Annotated in this window: 23 protein-coding genes and 1 riboswitch; of the genes, 12 read left to right on the forward strand and 11 right to left on the reverse strand. The window is 56.0% G+C overall.

From position 1 onward, the window contains the following. Positions 1-8 precede the first annotated feature (8 nt). Both IV109_RS03470 and IV109_RS03475 read left to right on the forward strand, forming a co-directional pair. Positions 9-2,408: a xanthine dehydrogenase family protein molybdopterin-binding subunit gene (locus IV109_RS03470; RefSeq protein ID WP_296692148.1), complete on the forward strand. Its 2,400-nt coding sequence runs from the start codon at positions 9-11 to the stop codon at positions 2,406-2,408. A 12-nt stretch (positions 2,409-2,420) separates the two neighbouring features. Beyond that, entirely contained in the window at positions 2,421-2,810 is a 390-nt protein-coding gene (locus IV109_RS03475) for a tautomerase family protein (protein ID WP_296692152.1), read from the forward strand. 49 nt (positions 2,811-2,859) lie between these two features. Here the strand turns inward: IV109_RS03475 and IV109_RS03480 are convergent, their stop codons facing one another. From IV109_RS03480 to IV109_RS03500, 5 genes are all read right to left on the reverse strand, one after another. After that, positions 2,860-3,582 carry an ABC transporter ATP-binding protein gene (locus IV109_RS03480; protein WP_296692157.1) on the reverse strand — a complete coding sequence of 241 codons (723 nt, stop codon included), beginning with the start codon at positions 3,580-3,582 and terminating at the stop codon, positions 2,860-2,862. Further along, entirely contained in the window at positions 3,582-4,334 is a 753-nt protein-coding gene (locus IV109_RS03485; protein WP_296692161.1) for an ABC transporter ATP-binding protein, read from the reverse strand. Before IV109_RS03485 ends, IV109_RS03480 begins: the two co-directional genes overlap by 1 nt. Beyond that, positions 4,331-5,230 carry a branched-chain amino acid ABC transporter permease gene (locus tag IV109_RS03490; RefSeq protein ID WP_296692164.1) on the reverse strand — a complete coding sequence of 300 codons (900 nt, stop codon included), beginning with the start codon at positions 5,228-5,230 and terminating at the stop codon, positions 4,331-4,333. The genes IV109_RS03485 and IV109_RS03490 overlap by 4 nt, the downstream gene beginning before the upstream one ends. Before the next feature lie 73 nt (positions 5,231-5,303). Continuing rightward, positions 5,304-6,185 carry a branched-chain amino acid ABC transporter permease gene (locus IV109_RS03495; protein ID WP_296692166.1) on the reverse strand — a complete coding sequence of 294 codons (882 nt, stop codon included), beginning with the start codon at positions 6,183-6,185 and terminating at the stop codon, positions 5,304-5,306. Positions 6,186-6,269: 84 nt separating this feature from the next. Continuing rightward, on the reverse strand, positions 6,270-7,520 hold the full coding sequence (locus IV109_RS03500) for an ABC transporter substrate-binding protein (RefSeq protein WP_296692169.1): 1,251 nt from the start codon (positions 7,518-7,520) through the stop codon (positions 6,270-6,272). A gap of 225 nt (positions 7,521-7,745) precedes the next feature. Here IV109_RS03500 and IV109_RS03505 point away from each other — a divergent pair, with 225 nt between their 5' ends. After that, positions 7,746-8,984, forward strand: coding sequence for a branched-chain amino acid ABC transporter substrate-binding protein (locus tag IV109_RS03505; protein ID WP_296692172.1), 1,239 nt, complete (start codon positions 7,746-7,748; stop codon positions 8,982-8,984). A 94-nt stretch (positions 8,985-9,078) separates the two neighbouring features. On the opposite strand, the gene rpmG is transcribed toward IV109_RS03505, so the two are convergent. The 3 genes from rpmG to trxB all read right to left on the reverse strand — a co-directional run bounded on the left by rpmG (position 9,079) and on the right by trxB (position 10,659). Continuing rightward, positions 9,079-9,249 (reverse strand): 50S ribosomal protein L33, encoded by a 171-nt coding sequence (gene rpmG / locus IV109_RS03510; RefSeq protein ID WP_011465453.1) that lies wholly within the window; start codon positions 9,247-9,249, stop codon positions 9,079-9,081. A gap of 11 nt (positions 9,250-9,260) precedes the next feature. Then, positions 9,261-9,494 (reverse strand): 50S ribosomal protein L28, encoded by a 234-nt coding sequence (gene rpmB / locus IV109_RS03515; RefSeq protein ID WP_296692175.1) that lies wholly within the window; start codon positions 9,492-9,494, stop codon positions 9,261-9,263. A gap of 214 nt (positions 9,495-9,708) precedes the next feature. Continuing rightward, a complete protein-coding gene (gene trxB, locus IV109_RS03520; protein ID WP_296692178.1) occupies positions 9,709-10,659 on the reverse strand; it encodes a thioredoxin-disulfide reductase in 951 nt (316 codons plus the stop codon). Positions 10,660-10,813: 154 nt separating this feature from the next. Between trxB and IV109_RS03525 the strand changes: the two genes are divergently transcribed. From IV109_RS03525 to lolA, 3 genes are read left to right on the forward strand one after another with little or no spacing between them, the layout of a single operon-like run. Next, the gene (locus IV109_RS03525) at positions 10,814-11,488 is read left to right on the forward strand and encodes a Crp/Fnr family transcriptional regulator (RefSeq protein ID WP_296692181.1); all 675 of its coding nucleotides are present in this window, start codon (positions 10,814-10,816) and stop codon (positions 11,486-11,488) included. 52 nt (positions 11,489-11,540) lie between these two features. Further along, positions 11,541-13,889: a DNA translocase FtsK gene (locus IV109_RS03530; RefSeq protein ID WP_296692184.1), complete on the forward strand. Its 2,349-nt coding sequence runs from the start codon at positions 11,541-11,543 to the stop codon at positions 13,887-13,889. Between the two features lie 6 nt (positions 13,890-13,895). After that, a complete protein-coding gene (lolA, locus tag IV109_RS03535; RefSeq protein WP_296692188.1) occupies positions 13,896-14,540 on the forward strand; it encodes an outer membrane lipoprotein chaperone LolA in 645 nt (214 codons plus the stop codon). 36 nt (positions 14,541-14,576) lie between these two features. Here lolA and IV109_RS03540 read toward each other — a convergent pair whose 3' ends face one another. Continuing rightward, positions 14,577-15,152, reverse strand: coding sequence for a TMEM165/GDT1 family protein (locus IV109_RS03540; protein WP_296692191.1), 576 nt, complete (start codon positions 15,150-15,152; stop codon positions 14,577-14,579). 4 nt (positions 15,153-15,156) lie between these two features. Next, positions 15,157-15,335: riboswitch (yybP-ykoY riboswitch) on the reverse strand. Between the two features lie 272 nt (positions 15,336-15,607). Here IV109_RS03540 and IV109_RS03545 point away from each other — a divergent pair. The 3 genes from IV109_RS03545 to IV109_RS03555 are packed head-to-tail and all read left to right on the forward strand — an operon-like array spanning position 15,608 to position 17,443. Next, positions 15,608-16,210 (forward strand): PEP-CTERM sorting domain-containing protein, encoded by a 603-nt coding sequence (locus IV109_RS03545; protein WP_296692192.1) that lies wholly within the window; start codon positions 15,608-15,610, stop codon positions 16,208-16,210. A 27-nt stretch (positions 16,211-16,237) separates the two neighbouring features. After that, positions 16,238-16,960 (forward strand): GGDEF domain-containing protein, encoded by a 723-nt coding sequence (locus IV109_RS03550; protein ID WP_296692194.1) that lies wholly within the window; start codon positions 16,238-16,240, stop codon positions 16,958-16,960. Positions 16,961-17,011: 51 nt separating this feature from the next. Further along, entirely contained in the window at positions 17,012-17,443 is a 432-nt protein-coding gene (locus tag IV109_RS03555; RefSeq protein WP_296692196.1) for a globin family protein, read from the forward strand. 145 nt (positions 17,444-17,588) lie between these two features. Here the strand turns inward: IV109_RS03555 and IV109_RS03560 are convergent, their stop codons facing one another. Beyond that, positions 17,589-18,014 (reverse strand): globin domain-containing protein, encoded by a 426-nt coding sequence (locus IV109_RS03560; protein WP_296692199.1) that lies wholly within the window; start codon positions 18,012-18,014, stop codon positions 17,589-17,591. Positions 18,015-18,173: 159 nt separating this feature from the next. Between IV109_RS03560 and IV109_RS03565 the strand changes: the two genes are divergently transcribed. Further along, entirely contained in the window at positions 18,174-19,538 is a 1,365-nt protein-coding gene (locus IV109_RS03565) for a PLP-dependent aminotransferase family protein (RefSeq protein ID WP_296692202.1), read from the forward strand. A gap of 196 nt (positions 19,539-19,734) precedes the next feature. Here the strand turns inward: IV109_RS03565 and IV109_RS03570 are convergent, their stop codons facing one another. Beyond that, positions 19,735-20,241, reverse strand: a complete 507-nt coding sequence (locus tag IV109_RS03570; protein ID WP_296692205.1) for a CinA family protein — start codon at positions 20,239-20,241, stop codon at positions 19,735-19,737. Positions 20,242-20,299: 58 nt separating this feature from the next. On the opposite strand from IV109_RS03570, the gene IV109_RS03575 reads away from it, so the two are divergent. Then, positions 20,300-21,589 (forward strand): replication-associated recombination protein A, encoded by a 1,290-nt coding sequence (locus IV109_RS03575; RefSeq protein WP_296692515.1) that lies wholly within the window; start codon positions 20,300-20,302, stop codon positions 21,587-21,589. Between the two features lie 32 nt (positions 21,590-21,621). After that, a complete protein-coding gene (locus tag IV109_RS03580) occupies positions 21,622-22,551 on the forward strand; it encodes a branched-chain amino acid ABC transporter permease (RefSeq protein ID WP_296692209.1) in 930 nt (309 codons plus the stop codon). Positions 22,552-22,554 lie beyond the last annotated feature (3 nt).

Raw genomic sequence — 22,554 nt, forward strand, 5'->3', positions numbered from 1 at the left:
TCGGGAAAATGGGAACTGTTTCAGACCAGGGAATCGCCAAGCTGAGCAATGATTCCGATGCGCATAGCGCCTACATTGGTGCGCGAGTGTCACGCCCGAACGCCAAACGGCATCTCGAAGGACGTGGTACTTATGTGGATGACATTGTGCTGGCCCGACTGGCGCATGTGGTCTACCTGCGCAGCCCCATGGCACATGCACGCATAGGCAAGATCGACGCGGAAGTCGCCCGTGGCATGCCCGGGGTGATTGCGGTGGTCGATGGCAAGAAGATTGCCGAGGTGTGCAGCCCGTGGGTCGCGACCCTGACCCATCTGGTTGGAATGAAATCCGCCACACAATATCCGCTGGCCATGGAGCGGGTGTGCTGGCAGGGCGAGCCGGTTCTGGCGGTTGTTGCGGAGTCGCGACAGCAGGCAGAAGACGCGCTGCAGGCCATTTCCGTTGACTGGCAGCCACTGCCGGTCGTCGCAAACATGGAGACGGCACTGGATGCCCGGACGCCGGTGATTCATCCGGAGCTGGGCGACAACCTTTGCTTCAGCAAGACAATCGATACCGGCGCGGTCGATGAGGCGTTCGCCAACGCTGACTGTGTGGTTGAAGAGACCTATCGATTTGGCCGGCACACCGGCGTGACCATGGAAACGCGATCCGTGTTGGCCGACTTCAATCCGGCAGAGCAGAAGTTGACCGTCTACCAGTCGCACCAGGCGCCGCACATGATGCAGGATCTGTACGCCCGGCATTTTTCATTGCCGGAAAGTGCCGTACGTGTCATCTGCAAGGACGTCGGTGGTTCGTTTGGCATCAAGGTTCATTCCTATCCAGATGACTTTGCTACGGTAGCCTTGTCCATCATCCTGAAGCGGCCAGTCAAGTTCGTTGCGGACAGACTGGAGTCTTTTGTCAGCGATATTCATGCACGCGAGCACCTCGTACGGGCGCGATTGGCCGCCAACATGGATGGGGAGATTCTTGCGTTTGAGATTGATGACTTGACCGGGGTAGGGCCCTACTCGGTGTATCCGCGCACCAGTGCCATTGAAGGCAATCAGGTTCTGAACATCACTGGCGGCCCCTACAGGCACAAGGAATACCGGGGCCATCTGAAAGTGGTTCTGCAAAACAAGGCTCCTACCAGCCAATACCGTGGCGTAGGGCATCCGATTGCCTGCGCCGTCACGGAGGGCATTGTGGAACTCGCTGCGCAGAGGCTCGGCATCGATTCGCTCCAGATGCGCAAGCTCAACGTGATGCGCGATGATGCTTACCCCTGCACCGGTGCCTCCGGAATCAAGCTGGAGAAGCTGTCGCACGAGCAATGCCTGGCTCAGCTGGAGCAGATGATGGACTATCCCGCCTTGCGTCGCGAGCAGCAGGCTCTGCTGAGCAAGGGCATTTACCGTGGTATCGGTCTGGCCGTACTGGTGGAGCTAACCAATCCCGGTGCTGCATTTTATGGAGTGGGCGGTGCGCGCATTGCGGCCCAGGATGGCGCCACAGTTCGACTTGATCCCACGGGTGTCGTCACCTGCCTGGTCGGCGTCGGTGAACAAGGGCAGGGTACAGAGACCATTTTTGCGCAAATTACTGCCGACGCCGTTGGCGTGCCCATGAGTCGCGTCAAGGTCATCACGGGTGACACCGAGGTGACGCCCTATGGGGGTGGGACCTGGGCTTCACGTGGTGCGGGTATCGGTGGTGAAGCTGTGCTGCAGGCCGGTAGGGCCTTGCGGGAAAATCTGCGCAAGATGGCGTCCATCGTTCTGGACAAGGAATTGACGCAAATTGACATCCGTGACGGCCATGTGGTGGAGGTGCAAACCGGTGATGCGTTGATAGACGTGTCTGAGTTGGGTCGGATTGCCTACTTTCGACCCGACACCTTGCCCGCCGGGGCGTTGCCTGAACTGGTGGTGACGCGGACTTATGCGCAGCGCGAATTGCCATTCGTTTTCACCAATGGCGTGCAGGCCTCGTATGTTGAGGTCGACATCGAAACTGGATTCGTCAAGTTGCTCAAGCACTGGGCGGTGGAGGATTGCGGCCGCATCATCAATCCCTTGCTGGTTGACGAGCAAATGCGTGGTGCCATCGTGCAGGGGATTGGTGGTGCCTTGCTGGAAGAATGTTTGTATGACGACAGTGCCTTGCTGCGCAATGGCAGCATGGCGGACTACCTGGTGCCCATGGCGTCCGAAATGCCGGATATCGAGATTGGCCATGTGCAAACACCAACGAAGACTTCAGAGCTGGGCGCCAAAGGTGCCGGTGAAGCGGGTACTGCGGGTGCACCGGCGGCCGTCATGAATGCCATCAATGACGCACTTCGCCCCTTCAAAGCGCGGGTAACGGCTCAGCCGATTACGCCGGAAAAAATTCTACGTGCGATTGGCACAATCTAAACAGGAGAAAAAATGCCATTGGTAAAAATTGATCTTCACGCTGGCAAGGATGCTGAATTTCATCGAAAGCTAAGCGATGCCGTACACGACGCGATGGTTGCCACCATTGGTGTGCCAGTGGCTGACAAGTTTCAGATCATCACGGAGCACAATGTCGGGGATTTGGTATTTCCGCCGCTGTATCTGGAGATTGCGCATGAGACAGACATCATTTTCATCCAGATCCATCTCAATGCCGGACGCACGGTTGAACTGAAACAAGCGCTCTACAAGGCCATGGCATCCGGCATAGCTGAGGCTGTCGGGTTCAACCCCAAGGATCTGATCATCAACCTGGTGGAAGTGCGCAAGGAAGACTGGTCCTTTGGCAACGGCATTGCGCAATACGTCCCTGCGCCCTAGATCGGGGCAGACCCTGCCTGCCGGCAGGGTCTGAGCTTGTTTGTGCCGTTCAGACCGAGCAGTAACGCTCTTGAATGGCCGCATCGTTCAGCAAGTCTTTGGCCGGCGCTTCGTGAACGATCTCGCCCTGATCCATGATGTAGGCCCGGTCCGAAATGCTGAGTGCATGTTCGACACTTTGCTCCACCAGTAAAATCGTCACGCCCTGTTTTTTGAGCACCTCGAAGTACTCAAACATCTCATCCACCAGCTTGGGCATAATGCCTTCGCTCGGCTCATCCAGCATAATCATTTGGGGCCGTGCTGCCATGGCCCGGGCGATGGCCAGCATCTGCTGTTCTCCTCCTGACATCGTGACGGCTTCCTGAGTCAGCCGTTCTTTGAGGCGTGGGAATGTTTCCGCAATTTCTTCAACGACTTCTTTGGTTCGCTTGCGACCTTCCGGTGAAGCCATCACGCCGAGTTCGATGTTCTCCATGACGCTCAAGCCCGGTACGATTCGTCGTTCTTCGAAGACAAAAGCCAGGCCGTGCTGAAAGCGCTCGTGGGCCTGCTTCTCAAGCAGACTGACGCCATTGAACTCGACATGACCCGTGGTCCGGTCCAACAGCCCCATGATGCTTTTCATGGAAGTCGTCTTGCCGGCACCGTTGCGACCGATCAGTGAGACGACCTCCCCAGGCATCACGTGGAAGCTGACGCCTTGCAGAATATGGCTTCGGCCATACCACGCGTTGAGTTCTTCAACCGCCAAAATTGGTTTGCGTTCCATCAGTGATTCCCCTTGCCCAGATATACCCGTTTGACTTCTTCGTTGGACCTGATTTCGTCCGGTGTTCCCTGTACCAGCAGTTGCCCCTGGTGCAGCACGATGATGCTGTCACTCACCCCCATGATCAATTTCATTTTGTGTTCGACCAGGCCGATGGTGCGATGCTCCAGCAGCTTGAGGATCAGGTTCATGATGACCCGGGTTTCTTCCGGACTCATGCCGGCGGTCGGTTCGTCAAGCAGGAGTAGTTTGGGATCGCACGCCAGTGCGACTGCAATTTCCAGGCTGCGCTGCTCGCCATGCGCCAGGTTCGCCGCCTGATCATGCCGCCGGTCCTGCAAGCCCACAAGCTCCAACAAAGCCTCGGCCTGCTCCACCCACTCCACATGTTTGCTGCGGGGTGTCCAGATGTTGTAGACACTGTGCAGTGACTGCACGGCAACCCGCACATTCTCCAGCACGCTCAGCGCGGGGAAAAGATTGGTGATCTGGAATGACTTGGAAATTCCAACCTTGGCAAACTCGTGCTGCTTCAGGCCAACAACGCTCTTGCCGTCAAACAGAATCTCGCCCGAAGTGGGCATGAAGCCGCCTGACACCATGTTGAAAAATGTTGATTTTCCTGCGCCATTGGGGCCAATGATGGCGGTCAGCTTGCCCCGGTGAAAGTCAACGCTGATGTCCTTGTTGGCCGTAAAGCCGCCAAATTTTTTGGTGACATTGCGGGTGCTGAGTATGGATGTATTGCTCATTTTTTGTACCACGCCAGTACGGTTCCCCAGATCCCTTTTGGAAAGAAGAGCACGAGAAGGATGAAGATGACACCGACGATTAGCTGCCATCGCTCGGTGAAGCCTGTGACGATATGTTCAATGGCGAGGAACATGCCTGCACCGAGGAACGGCCCGAAGAAGGTCCCCATGCCGCCCAGAAGGGTCATCATCATGACTTGACCGGAGGTGTGGTACGAGAGACTGTCAATGGATACGGTGGACAGGTTGATGGCATTCAGGGCGCCTGCCAGGCCACAGACCATGCCGGAAATGACCAGTGACAGAAGACGTGTGCGCTCAATGTTGATGCCACAGGCGCGTGCCCGGTTTTCGTTTTCGCGCAGCGCTTCCAGAATGGAACCGAAGGGGGAGTTCAGCAGCCGGTCGATCAGCCAGACCGCGATGGCGACGAAGCAGAGCATGAAGTAGTACTTGACCAGCGGCTTGAGCAAATCAAGGGTTACAAGACCTAGTTGGACGGTGTTGACATTCACGCCGCGCAAGCCGTTGTCGCCGCCGGTGATTGATGTGGCGTGGAAGAACAGGAAATAGACGCACTGTGCCAACGCCAGTGTGACCATGGCAAAGTAGATGCCGCGCGTTCGTATCGCCAGCATCCCCATCAGCAAGGCAATCAAGCCGGCCAATGCAACGCCAAACACAAGGGCGAGGGGCCACGCTACGCCGTATTGGGAGATCAGAATGCCGCAACCGTAGGCTCCTCCGCCGAAAAATGCGGCGTGGCCGAACGAGAGTTTGCCGGTGTAGCCGAATGTCAGGTTGTAACCTGCGGCAAACAGGCCGAACAGAAGAATGTTGATGGCCAGCGAGTGGAACGGAAATACCAGCGGGAAGGCCGCCAGCAGCGCCAGCACGGTCAGCGCCGGATGCTTGCCTAGCAAGGCCAGCCAGGGTCTTGTGGATGTGTTGTTTGTTTTCATCGTAGATTCAGCTCATCAGGCCTTTGCGACCAAACAGGCCGTTGGGTTTGAATATCAGCGTAATAGCCATCAAGGCGAACATCGAGAATTCGGCCAGCTCTGGCTGGAACAGGGTTGTGAAACTGACCACAACACCGACCAGAAGGCCTGCCGCAATCGCCCCACCCAGAGAACCCATACCGCCAACCACCGTGATCACAAACGCTTCCACCAGGATGGGCACCCCCATTTCAGGTGACACACCGCGCATGGGGGCCGCCAGCAGGCCCGCCAGACCGGCAATCGCGGTGCCCACGCCAAAGATGGCCAACCACACTGTTGAGATGTTGATGCCAAGTACGCGCAACACCAGAGGATCGCGTGCGCCAGCGCGGACGATGAGTCCGAAGCGGGTCTTTTCCAGGAACAGCCACAACGCGAGAAGGACCACGGAGGTGACGCCGATCAGGAACAGGCGGTACAGGGGAAACATGCCAATGCCAATGTCTATGGCGCCCTGCAATGCCTCCGGTGTTTCAAATGGCTCGCCCTGTACACCAAACATCATGCGAATCAAGTCCATCATCACGTAGGCCAGACCGAAGGTCAGCAACAAGGGGTAGTCAATGCCACGACCGTACAAAGGTCGAACCAGAAAGCGCTCGACCAGTATGCCAACAAGCCCCGTGATCAGGGGAACTGCGACCATACAGACCCAGAAATTACCAGTTTTTGCAAATACGAAGACGCCTACATAGGCGCCCAGCATGAAGAATGCGCCATGTGCAAAGTTGACGATGGTCAGCAGTCCGAAGACAAGCGACAGGCCAACGCCGACCAGGACATAGATGGACCCGAGGGCGAGTCCTGTGACCAGTTGCTGCGCTATGAGATTGAAGGAAAGTTCCATGTGCGAACCAATGGTTTTTTTACTGAAGGGGCGGACAACAAATCGCAGCCAGGGCACATGCCCTGGCTGCGTTGCGGCAAGCGATTACGCGCGATGTCCCAGCTCGCTGCATGAACGCAGCTTGCTGTCGTCGAAATTTTCGATGGCCACGATTTTGAAGATGTCCTGGTCGTTGGCCGCCACAGCGCGGTCCTTGGACTCGACGATGAGCACCGACTGCACCGCCTGATGGTCGCAGCCGCGCATGTACACATTGCCCTTGTACAGATCACCCTTGATGGCACGCATAGCCGTGATGACCTTGTCCGTATCTGTTGTTCCTGCGGCTTTCGCAGCAGCCAAAACATTGCGCACGCCGGCGTAACCCAGGCCCGCATAGTCGGTGGGGTACAGGCCGTTGTGCATGGCCTTGAATGCGTCGTTAAGTCGCTTGGAGGAGGGCGTCGTGGCTTCCATGCCCCAGTAGTAGCCTGTTCCGCCAATGATGCCTTCGTAGGCCTTGTGCCCGTCAACCATACGACCGTTGTGCATCAGCAGCGGGGCAATGATTTTGACCTGCTTCTTGATGCCAAAGTCATTGGCCTGTTTGAAGGCAATCTGCTGGTCACGCCCGAAGTTGCAGACGATCAACACGTCGGGCTTGAGCGCCAGAATCCTTGGGAAATAGCTGGAGAAATCGGTGGTTCCCAGTGGGTGGCGAATGTCAGCCAGTACTTCCATGCCCAGGCCCTTGCCTGCGGTTTGGAATCCGCGTGCCATTTCGTGGCCGTAGGCATAGTCTGCAGTCAGGAAGACAACCCGCTTGCCCATCTTTGGAATCGCGTAGCGCGCCACTGCGCCCGCCGTCATATGGGGGTTAAGGCATTCATGGAAGGTGTAGCGGCTCCAGTCCTTGGCCTCGTTGATGGTGTCGGACTGGCTGATGGAGTTGAAAATGACCTGGCGCTGCTTGGTGACGTTGTTGACCGACAGCTGCACCGCTGCCGAGACAGAGCCGACGATGAAATTGGCTTTGTCCTTGTCAATCAGTTCAATGGTTCGGGTAGCCGCTTCCTGCGGATTGAGCTTGTCATCGCGCACCAGCAATTCTGCCTTGCGGCCATTGAGGCCGCCAGCATCGTTGAACTCCTTGATGGCGAGTTCAGCGCCGCGGACAACGGCCTGGGCTTCTGCCGCAAAAGCGCCGGTCAGAGGCACTGGAAATCCAATGCGAATGGGTTCTGTCTGTGCCTGGACCAGACCTGGAAACGCCAAGGTGCCCAGTGCAAGCGACCCTCCTCCGGCGAATGTTTTTAACGCCTGACGACGTGTTGGGCTGTCAATACGGTGATTCAAGTTTGTCTCCTTTGGATGAGTGCTTTACGTGTACGAAGTACCTTGGTCTTTGCCGGACGAGCTTTTTCAGCGCGCAATAAATCATAGTACATTATTTACCCATTGGTCAATAGGTGCTTCTCCAAGGTGACACCATGTCACTTGATAGGTGCAGTACATTCACCGTTCTTCATGCTTAAGATATAAGCTTGAGGCCTTTCCAACGTCGATTTCACGGAGTTAAACATGTTTAAATTGTCACTTTCCCGGTCTTTGCTGGCCGGTGCTGTGCTGCTGGCAAGCGTTCCAATCTTGCATGCTGAAGTGGTCAAAATTGGTTTTATTGAAGTACTGTCAGGTCCGTTTGCGAATGCTGGCAAGACTTCCCTGAATCAGTTGCGTGAAGTGGTGACCCAGCTCAACGCCAAGAGCAAGCCGACCGACCCGAAGTTCGAAGTCGTGGCATTTGATGGCAAAGGTTCGCCCCAGGAAAGCACCACCGTGTTGAAGGCGGCTGTTGATCAGGGCGTTCGCTACATCACGCAGGGTGGCGGATCGGGTGTTGCGTTTGCGCTCTCCGATGCGATTTCCAAGTTGGCTGAACGCGAGCCTGCCAAGGCCACGGTCTTTCTGAACTATTCGGCGATGGATCCAGGACTGACCAACGAGCGATGCAATTTTTGGCACTTCCGCTTCTACCCGTCAAGTGAGATGAAGATTGAAGCGTTGACTACGTACATGACGAAGCGTCCGGACATCAAGAAGGTTTATCTCTTGAATCAGGAGTACACGCACGGACAGCAAGTTTCCAAGGCATCCAAGGCCTATCTGGCACGCAAGCGCCCTGACATCCAGATTGTGGGCGATGACTTCGTACCGATTGCGCAGGTGCGCGACTTCGCTCCCTACATTGCCAAGATCCGTTCGTCCGGCGCCGACACGGTGATCACATCGAACTGGGGCAGTGATCTGACATTGCTGTTCAAATCCGCCAAGGAATACGGTCTCAACATCAATTTCTACACAATGAACGCCAACAATCCGGGTACACCGGCACAGTTGGGATCATGGGGTGCGGAAAAGGTGGGTGTGATCTGGAACTGGGGTCACAACGCACCTACGCCAGAACTGGAAAAAATCTATGTGGACTACAAGAAAAAGTTTGATGAAGACTTCATTTTCGCAGCGCACTGGAACAGCATGAACATGTTGAGTGCTGCGATGCAAAAAGCCAAGTCCACCGATGCGAAGCAGGTCGCTTTTGCATTGGAAGGCATGAAGTACAAAAGCCCAATGGGTGAAATCGAAATGCGGAAAACAGATCACCAGTTGCAGGCGCCCTTGTTCCTGGGCATCTGGGCCAAGCAGGGTAGCAAGGGTGTCAAATACGATGCTGAAAAGACCGGCTACGGTTTCCGCTCGGAAGTGGTATGGGACTCGTATGTGAGCTCGCAGCCAACATCTTGCCAAATGAGCCGTCCTTGATGGCAATGCCCGCGCTGCAAGGCGCGGGCATCAGTATTTTGGATACAAAAAAGCCCGCATTAAGCGGGCTTTTTCATGACTACAGAAGACTGAATTACTTCAGTTTCATTTCCTTGTAGTCGACATGCTTGCGAGCTTTGGGATCAAATTTCTTGATCAACATCTTCTCGGGCATGGTCTTCTTGTTCTTGCTGGTGGTGTAGAAGTGACCAGTACCTGCTGTAGATTCCAGCTTGATTTTTTCGCGTCCGCCTTTGGTTGCCATGGTGCTACTCCTTAAGCTTGGCCACGTGCGCGCAGATCGGCGAGCACAGAATCAATACCGTTTTTGTCGATCAAACGCAAACCTGCGTTGGAAATCCGCAGGCGAACCCAACGGTTTTCAGACTCGACCCAGAAACGGCGGTATTGCAGGTTCGGCAGGAACCGGCGCTTGGTTTTGTTGTTGGCGTGGGAAACCTTGTTCCCAACCATGGGGCCTTTGCCCGTAACTTCACATACGCGTGCCATAAGGACACTCCGATACTTTTTAACGGCTATCACTGGCGATCAGCCTGGTCTGCCTTGCAGTCCGAACCAATCTCGCTCTAGCCTCACCTCGCCAAGTAAAAGGGTGGCGGTAACCCCAGGTTACTTTTTACATAACCCCCGCCAAGTCACTTGACGGACATTGCTGAGCCCGGGCTCTCACGAGCCAAGATCAGCAAAGCCTGCAATTATAACGCTATTCCTGTTCTAGGAAACGCTGGGCGTCCAGCGCAGCCATGCAGCCGGTACCCGCGCTGGTGATGGCCTGGCGGTACACATGGTCCTGCACGTCCCCCGCGGCAAACACGCCGGGCACGCTGGTTTGGGTGGCAAAGCCCTTCAGACCGCCTTGCGTGACGATGTAGCCACCTGCCATCTCCAGCTGACCCTGGAAGATGTCGGTATTGGGTGAGTGTCCGATGGCGATAAAGCAGCCTTTGAGCATCAGGTCTTCCGTATTGCCCGTGTTGACGTTTTTCAGGCGGACGCCAGTGACGCCGCTGGTATCGCCCAGCACTTCGTCCAGCGTAAAGAAGGTTTTGAGCTCAATTTTGCCTGCAGCTACCTTGTCCATCAGCTTGTCCACCAGGATCGGTTCGGCCTTAAATTTGTCGCGGCGGTGAATCAAATACACCTTGCTGGCAATGTTGGACAGATACAGGGCCTCTTCCACCGCTGTGTTGCCTCCGCCCACCACGCAGCAAACGGCGTCGCGGTAGAAGAAACCATCGCAGGTGGCGCAACCCGACACACCACGCCCCATGAAGGCCGTCTCCGACGGCAGCCCCAGGTATTTGGCGGATGCGCCGGTAGCCAGAATCAGTGAATCGCAGGTGTATTCGCCGCTGTCGCCTTTGAGTGTGAAAGGGCGCTTGCTGAAATCAACTGCGTTGATGTGGTCAAACACGATCTCGGTCTTGAAGCGTTCTGCGTGCTCCAGAAAGCGTTGCATCAGGTCCGGGCCTTGCACGCCGTGAACGTCGGCGGGCCAGTTGTCCACTTCGGTGGTGGTCATCAATTGGCCACCTTGTGCCATACCTGTGATCAACAAGGGGTTGAGGTTGGCGCGTGCGGCATAAATGGCCGCTGTGTAGCCGGCGGGGCCGGAGCCTAGAATCAAAACCTTGGCGTGTCGTGTATTGGACATCGTGAAAACCTTTGTGAAAAAATATGCTGTGCCGTGTACATTTCAGGACAAAGTGTTAAATATCAACGCTTTGCCGGATAAAGTTACCCCGGTTTCGCGAGCCTGGTCGCAATTGTAAGAAGCCGGTGTTTCCACGAAAAATGAGGATTATGCAATGTCGATGCTGAGTAATCTGGATCTGATCCGCCGCGTGCCACTTTTTGCCTTGTTGACACCGGAACAGGCCGCATTGTTGTCGGATGCGGTAGAAAAGCGTCGGTTCAAGCGCGGTGAATTGATCGTGGAAAAGGGCAAAAAATCAAATTCTCTCTTCATCATCCTGGCGGGCAGAGCCCGCGTCGTGATCACGGATCGCAAGGGGCGTGAGGTGATTCTGGCCAGTTTGCAACCTGGCGATTACATCGGTGAGATGAGTCTGATTGACAACGATCCCCATTCCGCCAGTGTGGAAACCGAGGTTCAGACGGACGTACTGGTGCTGGGGCGTGCGGAGTTCACACGTTGCCTGGCAGAGAACGCCTCCATGTCCTACTCTGTGATGAAAGGTCTGGTTCAGCGTCTTCGCAAAGCCGATGAGAAGATCGGGTCATTGGCCTTGCTGGGTGTCTACGGGCGTGTGGCCGATGTGCTCATGGGCCGCGCTGTGCCCGATGGTGAAAAACGAATGCTGATCCGCGAAAAGATTTCGCGCCAGGATATTGCCAAAATGGTGGGTGCTTCGCGTGAAATGGTGAGCCGTGTCATGCGCGATTTCGAAGACCACGGCTTCATCGAAACCCGTGAAGGCGGCGCTGTGGTCATCACCGAACGGCGTTCTGTGCCGCGTTAGCCCGCTGCGGTCTTTCTTCCCCCGGGCTCAAGCTTGGTATTACTTGTCTCAAATGACTTATTCGCTCGATACCCTGAATTCCAACCGTTCTGCTTCTTCGCCCGCCCGTTCTGGCTGGGGCCGTTTTGCTGATGAACTGGTGCTGGTGGCCGGTCTGGTTATGCTGATTTTTTGGTTGCTGGCGCTGTTGAGCTATTCACCGCAGGATGCGGCCTGGTCAACTTCTGGCAGCAGCACTGCACTGTTGAACCGGGGCGGACGCTTGGGCGCCTGGTTAGCCGATGGCAGCTATTTCCTGCTGGGGTTTTCGGTCTGGTGGTGCGTGGCGGCTGGTATTCGTGCCTGGCTATCCAATCTGGCGCAATGGATGCGCGGGCGCGAAATGCTGGGCGCCAAGGGGGAGGCCGCTGCTTCGCTGGTCGCCAGGTTCGCCACTGGCCGTGCTGCCTTCTGGTGCGGTCTGATCATGTTGTTGTGTGCCAGTGCCAGCCTGGAGTGGTCCAGGTTGTACAGCCTGGAGGCCCGCTTGCCGGGGCACAGTGGCGGCGTGCTGGGTTATCTGGTCGGGCCGTGGAGCGTCAAATGGCTGGGTTTTTCGGGCGCTGGTCTGGTGGCCATTGCGCTGGGTGTGATGGGTGCTGCACTGGTATTTCGTTTCTCCTGGGGGCATGTGGCGGAGCGCCTGGGTGCCTGGCTATTTTTCCAGGTTGAATCACGGCGTGAAAAGCGCGAAGTGGCACAGGACATTGCCATGGGACAGCAAGCCGCGCGCGAACGCGAAGAGGTCGTGATTGAGGAGCGCGAGGATATCGCCGAGCATCACCCCATGCCGGTCATGATTGAACCTGTGCTGGTGGATGTACCCCGAAGCGAGCGTGTCGCCAAGGAGCGGCAGAAGCCGTTATTTACCGAAATGCCCGACAGCAAGCTGCCCCAGGTGGACTTGCTGGATGGCGCGATGCTGCGCCAGGAGACTGTTGCCCCCGAGACGCTGGAAATGACCAGCCGCATGATCGAAAAGAAGCTGAAAGACTTTGGTGTCGAAGTGCGTGTGGTGCTGGCCCAGCCGGGGCCGGTGATCACGCGCTATGAAATCGAACCCGCCACCGGTGTCAAGGGCTCGCAGATTGTGGGTCTGGCCAAAGACCTGGCGCGGTCCCTGAGCCTTGTGTCGATCCGCGTGGTGGAGACCATACCGGGCAAGAACTACATGGCTCTGGAACTGCCCAATGCCAAGCGTCAGTCCATCAAACTGTCCGAGATTCTGGGTTCGCAAATCTACAACGAAGCCAAGTCGCTGCTCACCATGGGCCTGGGCAAAGACATCGTCGGTAACCCGGTGGTGGCCGATCTGGCCAAGATGCCGCACGTGCTGGTGGCGGGTACCACCGGTTCGGGCAAGTCGGTGGGTATCAACGCCATGATCTTGAGTCTGCTCTACAAGGCCGAAGCGCGCGATGTGCGCCTGCTGATGATCGATCCCAAGATGCTGGAAATGTCGGTGTACGAGGGCATTCCGCATTTGCTGGCGCCGGTGGTCACCGACATGCGTCAGGCGGCACATGGCCTGACCTGGTGCGTGGCTGAGATGGAGCGCCGCTACAAGCTGCTGAGCAAAATGGGCGTGCGCAATCTGGCAGGCTACAACACCAAAATTGACGAGGCTAAAGCCCGTGGCGAATTCATCTACAACCCCTTCAGCCTGACGCCCGAGAGTCCCGAGCCGCTGGACCGTTTGCCGCACATCGTGGTGGTGATTGATGAGTTGGCCGACCTGATGATGGTGGTGGGCAAGAAGATCGAAGAGTTGATTGCCCGCCTGGCGCAAAAAGCGCGGGCCGCTGGCATTCACCTGATTCTGGCCACCCAGCGCCCCAGTGTGGACGTGATCACTGGCCTGATCAAGGCCAATATTCCTACGCGCATTGCATTCTCGGTGGGCTCCAAGATAGACAGCCGCACCATCCTGGACCAGATGGGTGCAGAAGCCCTGTTGGGCATGGGCGACATGCTCTACATGGCCAGCGGCACCGGCTTCCCGATCCGCGTGCATGGCGCTTTCGTCAGCGACGAGGAAGTGCACCGCGTGGTGAGTTACCTGAAATCCCAGGGCGAACCCAACTACATCGAAGGCGTTCTGGAGGGGGGCACGGTCGATGGCGAGGGCGAACCCGGCGCAGACGGCAGCAATGGTGGCGGCGAGAAAGACCCCATGTACGACCAGGCGGTGGAGGTGGTGCTGAAGAACCGCAAGGCCAGTATCTCACTGGTGCAGCGTCATTTGAAAATTGGCTACAACCGGGCAGCCCGCTTGGTGGAAGACATGGAAAACGCCGGCCTGGTGAGCTCGATGAGCAGCAGTGGCCAGCGCGAAATTTTGGTGCCCGCGCGAGCGGAATAAATATCAATGATCAAATCCAATGCTATTGTTTTTATAGCTATATTCTCAGGTTCTGCATGGGCCAGTGGCCTGGAAAGTCTTGAGAATTTCGTGAAGACGGTCAAAACCGGCCGTGCAGATTTCACCCAGGTTGTGACCGCACCCGCCAAAGATGGACAGACGCCCCGGGTCAAAACGTCCACCGGCACCTTCGAGTTTTTCCGCCCGAACCGTTTCAAGTTCATCTACAAAAAGCCGTTTGAGCAAAGCATCGTGGCCGACGGCCAGACCTTGTGGTTGTATGACGTGGACTTGAACCAGGTGAGTGCTCGCAAACAGGCGCAGGTGCTGGGCTCGACCCCGGCGGCGCTGATTGCCGCGGCGCCGGATTTACGTGCCTTGCAGGCCGATTTCACACTCACCGATGCGCCTGAAAAAGACGGCATGGAATGGGTGCTGGCCACGCCAAAAGGCAAAGACGGCCAGCTGCAATCGATTCGTGTCGGCTTCAAGGTGGGCGACAAGTCCACCGGTCTGGCTGCGCTGGAGATTCTGGATAGCTTTGGCCAGCGCTCTGTGTTGAACTTCAGCGCCTTTCAGGCCAATGCGGCACTCGATGCCGCCAGCTTTCAGTTCAAGCCGCCGCAGGGGGCGGATGTGATTCGGCAGTGAGGGGTTCGGGTCTGGATGGGGTGAGCGAGTCGAATTTTATTGGAAGAGTTTGTCGACCTGAAACAGTGTCAGCAGCCCCATGATCGCGAATATGCCGGCTGCGATGGAGTGAACCAACTTCATTGGAATCCTGGAGGCAAACTTGTTTCCAACGAATACGGCTGGAACGTCAGCCAGCAACATCCCCAATGTGGTTCCAGCGATAACCAGCAGGGGCGCTCCGTAGTGGGCTGCCAGTGCGACTGTCGCAATTTGTGTCTTGTCGCCCATCTCTGCCAGGAAGAAAGTGACCAAGGTCGCGCCAAAGACGCCGAGATGCCGGGCCACCTGTGTTTCCTCTTCCTCAATCTTGTCGGGTATCAGAGTCCAGATGGCCATACCCATGAATGAGCCACCGAGAACCCAACGCATGATGTCCGGGCTGACGACCGAGGTAATCCAGGCGCCGAGCGCACCCGCCAAACCATGGTTCACCAGTGTGGCAACCAAGATACCCGCAATGATGGGAATGGGCTTTTTGAAGCGAGCGGCCAGAATGAAGGCAAGGAGCTGGGTCTTGTCGCCAATTTCAGCGAGAGCGACGACACCAGTAGAGATGAATAGAGCTTCCATGAGGGATTCCAAGGCCAGACAAAAACAATGACCACACAGCCTCCCCGGCCAGACCGGAGGCAATGTGGTCAAAGGTCTGGTCAAGTTTGAAACCGCTTGCGCCATGGTCAAACAATGACCAAGTATGTTGACGCAAGCCCCTTCGAGCTGCTCGAAGGGAGACTACTCCCCAGTGACGTGGTCAGTATAACCTGCGAGCTTCAGGTGGCAGTAATTGGCCCCCAAAGGTCAGAAGCCCAAAAACATCCCCGCCACTGCGCATATTGGAACTCGAAATGGAGGCCGCGCGGCTGAGGGCTGAACTGGCGCGGGAATCGCTGTCGGGTGCCATTATTCCTTGTATCTATGCCAAAGAGCACCGCCTGTATCTATTCGTATTGCTTGGGCCAAATCAAAATTGCATCTGTCAGATTCATTTTGTACTCGACTACTGCAATCACTTACGAAGGACGCTCATGAAACACTTTATTCAGAAAACTCTTGCTACCGCAATTTTTCTATTTGCGACTGCGGCTCAGGCAAGCGTTTTCAATTACTCGTACCACTTTCTCAATGGCCACAACGTAACTGGTTCGTTTACCGGCACGGCGTCTGGCGACTTGGTAACTGGCTTGTCCAATATCAGCCTCGCTCTCGATGGCGTGGCGGTCAGTGGCATGCTGTTTGGCTCGTCATATGACATGGGCAACGGCGCATGGCATAGCGGTGGCGCCATGGCATCCTTTAGCGGAACCCAGAACAACTTCTATTTCAACGACGTCGACTATCCCAATAACTTCGACTTAACGGTCGGCTTCTACGTCGTTCCTCTGACGTCAACCAAGAATACTGCTTCAGCTTACTTCCAGAGTTTGGGTGGTCATGTTTTCGACGGATTTGGCGACTATCACGGCCAAAACTGGAAATTGAGCTATGCCGATGTAGAGCCCAATCCTGGCTGCGTTCTCGACTCAGGTGCTCCTTGCTCAACAAACGTGCCAGAACCAGCAACGTACACGTTGATGCTTGCGGGCCTGGGATTGATTGGGGCCGCTGCACGTCGCCGCAAGTTCGTATAAGAAACTTAAGCATTCGCGGGGTTGACTGTGAAGCCTTTGGTGCCTGGTTTGCCATTCAACATTCAAAATTTTCACCAGAAGGCTTTAATGTACTTTGAGACGAACCATCAATCTAGTTCACGCTCCTTTGTGTCGATGCCTTTAGAGCAGTACACAGCCATGGATGTCGAAAACATGGTTGCGCAACGCGTGGCTGACCTTGAACGAACAATCCTTGGTATGCGTGTGCGACAGCAACAACTTGAGGCAAGCGCCAACCACGACCCCTTGACTGGACTCGCCAATCGCAACCTGCTGCAAGATCGTTTTTGTGGCGCGCTGGAAAGGGCCAAACGCAACAACGAATGCTTTGCCTTGCTAATGATTGACCTGAACGGGTTTAAGGTCGTGAACGATACCTATGGACACGGCGCGGGTGATGAGGTCCTGATCACGGTGTCTCAGCGACTTGTTGCGGCCGTTCGCACTTGTGACGCCGTGGCACGCTTAGGCGGTGATGAATTCGTCATCATTATCGAATCTGTGCAGGACCCTCTTGTCATTGCCAAAGTCAACCAGAATTTGTGCAAAACCGTCTCCGACGCCTTTCATCTGATCAGTGGTGAAGTGGTGAGCATCGGCGCAAGCATTGGCGCGTCAATCTATCCGCAAGACGGCACAAATCTAGCCCAAATGATGGCGGTGGCTGACAAAAAAATGTACAGATGCAAACCAAGCAGCCAATTTGGTCGCCCGGCAATGACATGCTGAGCGTTCCCCGTCTTTCCCAGAAACACGCCATTTTTTAACCGAAAGAAAACCATGAACTCAGAGCAAATTCAACTTGTCCAATCTACTTTCAATTCCGTGCGTCCCATCGCCGGTGTTGCCGCACAACTGTTCTACGACCAGCTTTTCGAACTGGACCCATCACTTCGTAGCTTGTTCAAGGGAGACATTACCCGTCAGGGGCAAATGCTGATGTCTATGCTGGGCACCGCTGTCAATGGGCTAAGCAAGTTGGAAACCTTGGTGCCGGTGGTGCACCAATTGGGTATTCGCCATGCCGGTTATGGAGTACGCACTGAACACTACGACACCGTTGGTAGCGCGTTACTATGGACCTTGGAGAAGGGTCTCGGAAACGAATTCACACCCGCTGCACGGGCTGCGTGGACGGTCGCATATGCCCTGCTAGCGCAAACCATGCAAGCTGGGGCCCACGAGGCTGAGACTGCCATGGCCTCAAGCTAGCATCAAGAAGCTGCGCCGATTGGGCAAGCAAAATTCTCAAGCGAATACGCTACAGGGCATTCAAGTTAAACCTATTTCGCCTGAAAAAAAGCAGACCCCAATTGACATGGGACAGCTACAGGGCCGGTTCACGCTTTCTATAGGATCATTTTTTCGCTGTGCTGGCCATGCCGTGCTGCATGATGGTCGCCATGTTGTCGAACAAGGCTTCCCAGGCTTCGCGGTGTCTCGGCGTAAAGGGCTCACCCGTTCGTACAGCAATGGTGTCGACCAGAATATTTCGCATGATGCCGAAATAGGCGTGCTTAACCTCGTAATGATGATGGCGGACACCCGAAGCGCGCAAGAGCAGCAGCAGATGTTCTGGTTTATCTACCAATGCAACTGTTTCGCCAAGCGTGTGCGTCAATCGTCCTTGCTGCTCGGTCATATCGCCGGCAAACAAATCGATCACTGTTGGCGCTGCCTTGAACAAATTGTCGTAAAAATCGACCGCAAAATCGCCAGGCGCGCTGACCGCAGCTTCCCACGCAGATTTGATAAGTCCTGCAGTGTCGGCTTGAATGTTCATGAGCCATTGCTCGGCTGTGGCGAGCTGGGCCTTGTTGGGGGCGCGTGCGCTGGGTGGTTTACTCATGGATGTGACAGCGATTCGGGTGGTCTATGGTGAATAAAGTTAAGGTGCGATCGGATGTATTACTATGAAACCAATGAAAAAGCAGTATGTCTCATGAATGTCACCAAGTATCAAGCATTGGCTGATGAGCTTGCGCGTGCAATAGGCGACGGCAAATTATCACCCAATGCACGATTACCCTCGGTACGTGAGCTCATGCAGCAACATCGGCTGAGTCTGGCTACGGTCACAAAATCCCTTTATGTTCTGGAGCAACTGGGGTTAATCGAGCCAAGAAATAAGGCCGGGTTTTATGTCAAACAATCGAAGAGCATCGCAAATGCTGCGGTCGATGCCAATTTGGATTTGACGGTAGACGGGCCCATCAATGCCATGTGCAATTGGCGTCCCTCTGTCGACTTATTTCCAGAACAACGTTGGCAGAGTCTTTTGGGCAGCATCATTCGACGTCATCCGTTTCTCCCGACTCGACACGCACAAGAATTTGGACATCCGCGATTGCGCGCTGAGCTGGCACGACGTAGCGCTGAAAATGGATGCTTTTTGAAAGAAGATGAGTTAATCGTTACCCAAGGGGCCACCGAAGCGCTGCTATTGGCTCTGCGTGCGACAACGCAAGCGGGTGACAGGGTATTGGTTCAATCTCCGATTGGCGTTCTATTTAGGCGTTTGCTGGAAACGTTCACCCTGACGCCGGTTCCCATTCTGAGCCGAGTTGATGAAACAGATTTCGTTGCAGAGATTCAAAAAGTCTTGGAAGGGGAAAATCCACCGAAAGTCCTGTTACTGGTGGCGAACTACCACTTTCCCACTGGGGCTTTGATGCCACTGATGGCCAAGCGTAATTTGATACGTTTGGCAGAGAAACATGCCTTGACGATTATCGAAGACGATGTTTATGGCGATCTTCAGCATGAAGGTGCCCGACCACTGACCTTGAAGTCATTTGATTTAAAGGGCAATGTCATTTATGTGAACTCGAGCTCCAAGTCTCTTGCGCCAGGCCTTCGCATTGGATGGCTGGCAGCAGGACGATGGCGTAAACGCATCGAATATTTTAAGAACGCATCGGCCAGTAGCGTCAGTGAATTGTCTCAATTGGTGTTGGCCGAATTTCTTGCGCAAGGAAGCCATGTTCCCCACCTTCGCAAGATTCGGAAACAGCTGAAGGATCGTGCGGGGGAGTATTTGTCCATACTGCGCCTCGTGCTGGGAAAGGAAGCTGCCATCAGTACGGTTCTAGGTGGATACAGTTTTTGGCTCGCCTTACCGCAGATCATCAGTGCAGATGAAGTAAGGTCACAAATACAGGTTTTTTGGCCCTTGTTGGATTCTCCCGACTCACCGCAAATAGTCGTTGTGTCTCAAGGCCTGTGCTTCAATACCTCGGTTCCGCTGACAGACCCTTTGCGCCAATCGTTGACCGCTTTCTGTTTCCATTTGCGTGGACTGCTCTAGGAACTGATGCCCGGCGGGTCAGATTTGCCCGTTGGGGCAATACCACGAAGGTGGCAAGTCAAGCGTTTTGGGGCGCGGTGAATCATTGGAACGTTGCCGCTTTGAATATGGCGGACAAAAATTTCAACGCCATCAGGAGCAGTATCGCAGCTTTGCGCAGCGCAAGCGGTTGGTCTGGAGTCGCTCAATATGGATGTCAGTTCGCTTCGTGCAGGGCTTCATCGAACAACGCAAGCAACTGCCGCGCGAAGATGTCCATGTTGGCGGGGCGATTCGACAGACCGGTTTCAATCGTTCTGCTTCTTGAATTCGGGCCCGCAACGGCAATGCACACATGGCCCGGCGAGTCTCCGTAGCCGCTTCCCGAGGGGCCCGCTGCACCGCTCTCGCAGAGTCCCCAGCTTGCACGGAGCCTCTCGCGGATCTTGCCTGCGATGAGGTTTGCGTACGGTTCAGTCTCCGCACGCATTCCGATCACGTCGTCGGCGGTCAGACCTAGCAGCCCTTTGGCGGCTTTGCGCGTATAGACCACCGCGCCGCCAACGAAGTAGGCCGATGCGCCCGGTATTGCCAGCAAGGCCGCAGAGACCAGGCCGCCAGCTGAAGACTCGACGATCGCGACGGACTCACCGCGTTCGCGCAAAGATTCGGCAACGCGGGCAGCGAGCGAGGCCAGGGAGGGAAGACCGGATGGGTCTGGCATGGAAAATCCTTTGATGGAGCTGACCAAAGCTGTTGCTCAATGGCCGTATTATTGCCCAATGAACGCCGTATCCCTGAGTCACCAGCCCCTGGCAGAACGCCTGCGCCCGAAACACTTGAGCGAGGTGATTGGCCAGCAGCACTTGCTGGGCGAAGGCATGGCGTTGCGCCTTGCCTTTGAGTCGGGGCAGCCGCACAGTTGCATCCTGTGGGGTCCGCCGGGTACTGGCAAGACCACCATTGCGCGTCTGATGGCCAACGCCTTTGACGCCCAGTTCATCACCATCAGCGCGGTGCTCGGCGGTGTGAAGGAAATTCGCGAGGCGGTGGAGCAGGCGCAGATCGCGCTGGGGCAGGGGCGGCGCACCATTGTGTTCGTGGACGAGGTGCACCGCTTCAACAAAAGCCAGCAGGATGCTTTCTTGCCGCACGTTGAAAGTGGCTTGTTCACTTTCATTGGAGCGACCACCGAGAACCCTTCCTTTGAAGTCAATTCGGCGCTGCTTTCCCGGGCGGCGGTGTATGTGCTACAGCCGCTGGGTGAGGAAGATTTAAGACAAATAGTGAATCGAGCCCTTGCGGAACATGGACAGCCAGCTATCGAAAGTGTAGCTATTGACCGTCTCATTGCCTATGCCGATGGCGATGCCCGGCGTTTGCTGAACACGCTGGAGACGCTGGCGGTGGCTGCGAGCCAGGAAAAAGTCACCAGAATCACGGATGTCTGGCTGCTCAAGGTGCTGGGTGAGCGCATGCGCCGCTACGACAAGGGCGGCGAGCAGTTCTACGACACCATCTCTGCCCTGCACAAGTCCGTGCGTGGCTCTGACCCCGACGCGGCGCTGTACTGGTTTGTGCGCATGCTCGATGGCGGCGCCGACCCGCGTTACATGGCCCGGCGCCTGATCCGCATGGCCAGTGAAGACATTGGCCTGGCCGACCCGCGTGCGCTGCGCCTGGCACTGGATGCGGCGGATGTTTACGAGCGTCTGGGCAGTCCCGAGGGCGAGCTGGCGCTGGCCGAGTGCGTGGTGTACCTGGCCGTGGCCGCCAAATCGAATGCGGTGTACAAGGCCTTCAATGAAGCCCGGGCCTTTGTTAAAAAGGACGGCACCCGACCGGTGCCCATGCACCTGCGCAATGCGCCGACCAAGCTCATGAAAGCGCTGGACTATGGCAAGGGCTATCGCTATGCGCATGACGAGGAGGGTGGTTTTGCCGCCGGCGAGCGCTACCTGCCCGATGGCATGGCCTCGCCTGGTTTTTACCGTCCGGTCGAGCGTGGTCTTGAGATTCGCATTGCCGAGAAGCTGCGACATCTCAAAAACCTTAATAATCCAGACAACTGACGCCTGCGTCGAAGAAGAAAAACGGAGCCGACATGGACATCTTTGTACAGCAGATCATCAACGGGCTGGTGCTGGGCAGCATGTATGCCTTGGTGGCGCTGGGCTACACCATGGTGTACGGCATCATCGGCCTGATCAATTTTGCCCATGGCGAGGTGCTGATGGTGGGCGCCCTGACCAGTTGGAGCATCATCGGCCTGATGAAAGACGCGATGCCGGGCACACCCGGTTATGTGATTCTTTGGGTTGCCCTGGTCATTGCGTGTGTGGTCGCGGCAGCGCTCAATTTCGTGATCGAAAAAGTGGCTTATCGACCGCTGCGCAACAGTCCCAAACTGGCGGCACTGATCACGGCGATCGGCATGTCCATCCTGCTGCAGACACTGGCCATGATCATCTGGAAGCCCAGCTACAAACCCTATCCCACGTTGCTGCCCAGCACACCGTTTGATATTGCCGGCGCCGTGATCACGCCCACGCAAGTGTTGATTCTCGGGGTGACGGCTGTGGCTCTCTCGTTGCTGATGTGGCTGGTCAATTACACCAAGCTGGGCCGTGCGATGCGCGCCACGGCCGAGAATCCGCGGGTTGCCGCACTGATGGGGGTCAAGCCCGACATGGTGATTTCGGCCACCTTCCTGATTGGCGCGGTACTGGCGGCCATTGCTGGCGTGATGTGGGCGGCCAACTATGGTACGGTGCATCACAGCATGGGATTTCTGCCGGGTCTCAAGGCATTCACTGCGGCCGTGTTTGGTGGCATCGGCAATCTGGGCGGTGCTGTGGTGGGCGGCATTCTGCTGGGCCTGATTGAATCGCTTGGGGCGGGTTACATCGGCGTCTTGACGGGCGGTGTGCTGGGCAGTCACTACTCGGACATTTTTGCGTTCGTGGTTTTGATCATTGTGCTGACGCTGCGGCCCTCGGGCCTGCTGGGTGAGCGCGTGGCCGATCGGGCGTAAGGC

The sequence above is a fragment of the Rhodoferax sp. genome, assembly GCF_018780565.1.
In the GTDB taxonomy this organism is placed as follows: Bacteria; Pseudomonadota; Gammaproteobacteria; order Burkholderiales; family Burkholderiaceae_C; genus Rhodoferax.

Coding starts and splice junctions, on each gene's coding strand:
- IV109_RS03470 (WP_296692148.1), top strand. CDS start 9: ATGGGAACTGTTTCAGACCAGGGAATCGCCAAGCTGAGCAATGATTCC.
- IV109_RS03475 (WP_296692152.1), top strand. CDS start 2,421: ATGCCATTGGTAAAAATTGATCTTCACGCTGGCAAGGATGCTGAATTT.
- IV109_RS03480 (WP_296692157.1), bottom strand. CDS start 3,582: ATGGAACGCAAACCAATTTTGGCGGTTGAAGAACTCAACGCGTGGTAT.
- IV109_RS03485 (WP_296692161.1), bottom strand. CDS start 4,334: ATGAGCAATACATCCATACTCAGCACCCGCAATGTCACCAAAAAATTT.
- IV109_RS03495 (WP_296692166.1), bottom strand. CDS start 6,185: ATGGAACTTTCCTTCAATCTCATAGCGCAGCAACTGGTCACAGGACTC.
- IV109_RS03505 (WP_296692172.1), top strand. CDS start 7,746: ATGTTTAAATTGTCACTTTCCCGGTCTTTGCTGGCCGGTGCTGTGCTG.
- rpmG (WP_011465453.1), bottom strand. CDS start 9,249: ATGGCAACCAAAGGCGGACGCGAAAAAATCAAGCTGGAATCTACAGCA.
- rpmB (WP_296692175.1), bottom strand. CDS start 9,494: ATGGCACGCGTATGTGAAGTTACGGGCAAAGGCCCCATGGTTGGGAAC.
- trxB (WP_296692178.1), bottom strand. CDS start 10,659: ATGTCCAATACACGACACGCCAAGGTTTTGATTCTAGGCTCCGGCCCC.
- IV109_RS03525 (WP_296692181.1), top strand. CDS start 10,814: ATGTCGATGCTGAGTAATCTGGATCTGATCCGCCGCGTGCCACTTTTT.
- IV109_RS03530 (WP_296692184.1), top strand. CDS start 11,541: ATGACTTATTCGCTCGATACCCTGAATTCCAACCGTTCTGCTTCTTCG.
- lolA (WP_296692188.1), top strand. CDS start 13,896: ATGATCAAATCCAATGCTATTGTTTTTATAGCTATATTCTCAGGTTCT.
- IV109_RS03540 (WP_296692191.1), bottom strand. CDS start 15,152: ATGGAAGCTCTATTCATCTCTACTGGTGTCGTCGCTCTCGCTGAAATT.
- IV109_RS03545 (WP_296692192.1), top strand. CDS start 15,608: ATGAAACACTTTATTCAGAAAACTCTTGCTACCGCAATTTTTCTATTT.
- IV109_RS03555 (WP_296692196.1), top strand. CDS start 17,012: ATGAACTCAGAGCAAATTCAACTTGTCCAATCTACTTTCAATTCCGTG.
- IV109_RS03560 (WP_296692199.1), bottom strand. CDS start 18,014: ATGAACATTCAAGCCGACACTGCAGGACTTATCAAATCTGCGTGGGAA.
- IV109_RS03565 (WP_296692202.1), top strand. CDS start 18,174: ATGAATGTCACCAAGTATCAAGCATTGGCTGATGAGCTTGCGCGTGCA.
- IV109_RS03570 (WP_296692205.1), bottom strand. CDS start 20,241: ATGCCAGACCCATCCGGTCTTCCCTCCCTGGCCTCGCTCGCTGCCCGC.
- IV109_RS03575 (WP_296692515.1), top strand. CDS start 20,300: ATGAACGCCGTATCCCTGAGTCACCAGCCCCTGGCAGAACGCCTGCGC.
- IV109_RS03580 (WP_296692209.1), top strand. CDS start 21,622: ATGGACATCTTTGTACAGCAGATCATCAACGGGCTGGTGCTGGGCAGC.